1 protein-coding gene is annotated in these 955 nt (G+C 63.7%); it reads left to right on the top strand.

All coding sequences use genetic code 11. The features are described 5' to 3' along the window. Positions 1 to 52 precede the first annotated feature (52 nt). A protein-coding gene (locus QSK18_RS35630; RefSeq protein WP_352396737.1) for an IS5 family transposase occupies positions 53 to 933 on the top strand; the annotation gives its coding sequence in 2 pieces (ribosomal slippage) (positions 53 to 443 and positions 443 to 933; 882 coding nt in all). Positions 934 to 955 lie beyond the last annotated feature (22 nt).

Below are 955 nucleotides of genomic sequence, written 5' to 3'. Positions count from 1 at the left end.
CTAGGGCGTGTCCTGCGGATCTTGTTCATGATCGTGTGCAAATGATGGATTCGTGGTTGGACGTGGAGAACTGACGGATAAGGCGTGGGCGGTTATCGAGCCTCTGCTGCCCCTGGAAACAGGGCAGCGGGGTGGCCGGTGGAGACCGCACCGGCAGGTGATCAACGCGATTCTGTGGAAGGAACGCACGGGTGCTCCCTGGCGTGACCTGCCCGAACGCTACGGCCCCTGGAAAACTGCCCACGAGCGGTTACGGAAGTGGACCGCGGACGGGACCTGGGACCGGATCCTGGAACACGTGATCGTCAAGGACGACTCCATCGGGACCTTCGAGGACAACATCGAGTTCATCGTCAGCATCGATTCCACCAGTATCCGGGCCCACCAGCATGCCGCTGGGGCCCGGAAAAAGGGGGCTGCGCCCCCTGGATCGAGGAACGCATCGCGATCGAGGGGGAATGCCTCGGACGATCCCGGGGCGGACTGACGACCAAGGTCCACCTGGCCGTCGACCGTGACGGCTTGCCGTTGTCGGTGATCCTGACCCCTGGTCAGGCCGGCGACAACCCGCAGCTCCTGCCGCTGCTGGACGACATCCACACCATCAATGTCGACGGTTTGCAGGTCACGGTGGCCCGGGTCCTGGCCGACAAGGCCTACACCCACCCCTCCACCCGGAAAGAACTACGCCGAAGGAAGATCAAGGCCACCATCCCCGAACGCTCCGACCAGATCCAGCGCCGCAAGGACAAGGGATCGGCTGGTGGCCGGCCACCAGCCTTCGACACCGAGCACTACAAACTCCGCAACGTCGTTGAACGCTGCTTCAACCGGCTCAAGCAGTTCCGTGGCCTGGCCACCCGTTTCGCCAAGCGAGCGGCCTACCACCGCGCCGAGATCGTCCTCGCCTGCATCGTTCTTCATCTCCGATGAAGATCCGCAGGACACGCCCTAG

Source organism: Kineosporia sp. NBRC 101677 (assembly GCF_030269265.1).
Classification (GTDB): Bacteria; Actinomycetota; Actinomycetes; order Actinomycetales; family Kineosporiaceae; genus Kineosporia; species Kineosporia rhizophila.
This window is presented reverse-complemented; position numbering and strand designations above follow the sequence as displayed.